The sequence below is a fragment of the Muricoccus harenae genome, from assembly GCF_009848505.1.
Lineage (GTDB): Bacteria > Pseudomonadota > Alphaproteobacteria > Acetobacterales > Acetobacteraceae > Roseomonas > Roseomonas harenae.
Genome location: NZ_WWDL01000089.1, coordinates 1 through 1,343, shown reverse-complemented (window position 1 = coordinate 1,343; position 1,343 = coordinate 1). Strand labels below are relative to the sequence as shown.

General features: G+C 61.2%; 1 rRNA gene and 1 pseudogene. Both read left to right on the top strand.

The features are described from left to right. Positions 1–161: 161 nt before the first annotated feature. A pseudogene (locus GSE44_RS26100) lies at positions 162–449 on the top strand (helicase-related protein); the annotation flags it as partial. A gap of 775 nt (positions 450–1,224) precedes the next feature. Then, positions 1,225–1,343, top strand: a 16S ribosomal RNA gene (locus GSE44_RS25010); the annotation flags it as partial.

Genomic DNA, 1,343 nt, shown 5'->3' with positions numbered 1-1,343 from the left:
CACGTCCCATATTCGATCAGCACCGTCCGATGCCGCCTCATCGTCAGCCTCGTCCAATCCCTCCCACGCTGCCCCTGTTGCCTGCAGCAATCCAGAGGCCCCGCTTGGAAATGACACAGTAAGACTAAGCAGTGTGACGGGTTAGGCCTCGGCGTCGTACAGTGCCGCGCGCGGAGGCGCGGCGGTTCCGGGAGGGCGAGGCGGAGGTGCTGGTGGCGACGGACGCCATCGGCATGGGCCTCAATATCGGCCCGCTGCGGCGGGTGGTGTTTTCTTCCCTGACCAAATGGGACGGGAAGCAGGACCGCCCGCTTTCCGTGCAGGAGATCAAGCAGATCGGTGGCCGGGCCGGGCGTTTCGGGGGGGGGGGGGCGCATGCGGAGGGTATGGTCGCGGTGCTGGAGCGCGGCGGCTCCCCGGCGGAGATCACCCATGCGCTGACGCGGGCCGCGTGGCGGCGAGATGACCGGGCGGCGGGGGAGGGGCAAGGCGACAGGCGAGAAGACGCCACATCGGGAAAGGTCTCCAGGCGCGGCCGGACCGCCAAGGCGCGGAGAACATGATGTGGTGCCAGATTCTCCCTTGAAGTTATGTCCGAAGGCAGCTATCTCACGCCTCCGCTGCAAGGCGGACATTCTCTTCGAAGGCCTGGGTGACCAGGCATTGAAATTGGGCTGAATGGCCCCGATTTTAGTAGTCCATCGTGAGGTGGACATTTCCTTGAGAAGCCCGGGCGACTGGGCCTTGAAACTGGTGTCGAAAGGTACCATTTCATGTGTCTGCTAAGGGGCGGACGTTCCCTTTGGGCTGCTCCGAAAAGAGGCTCTTGAAACTGGTGCCTGCGGGCGCTAAGTCGGTGCCTGTGGCGGAGTGGCTGCTCTTTCCGGACGGACGGGTCGCATTTTGGGTGTGGCTGATTGTCTTGGGAGTTGGGGCGTCGTCTGGCTGCGGATCCTGATCTTTGTGCCTTTGGGCACGAATTTCTTTTCGTCCGCACAGAGATGCGGGCATTTCCTGTCGGCTGGTGTCGGCATGAGCAGATCTTTGACAACTGCATCTGTCTTTTGGAAGCAAGCAAGTGCTTTTGGCCTTATCTGCTGGTACTTTCCCTCGGGGGTGTGCTGGTCTGGCGATGGCTGATTGGCATTTTGCATCGAGAGTGGTGAGCGGAGCCTAGTTGATCAGCATCCGTGCGGTTAGGACCTTTGGTTCTGGCGCGCTGATGAACTTGAGAGTTTGATCCTGGCTCAGAGTGAACGCTGGCGGCATGCTTAACACATGCAAGTCGCACGGGCAGCAATGTCAGTGGCGGACGGGTGAGTAACGCGTAGGAACATGTCCAG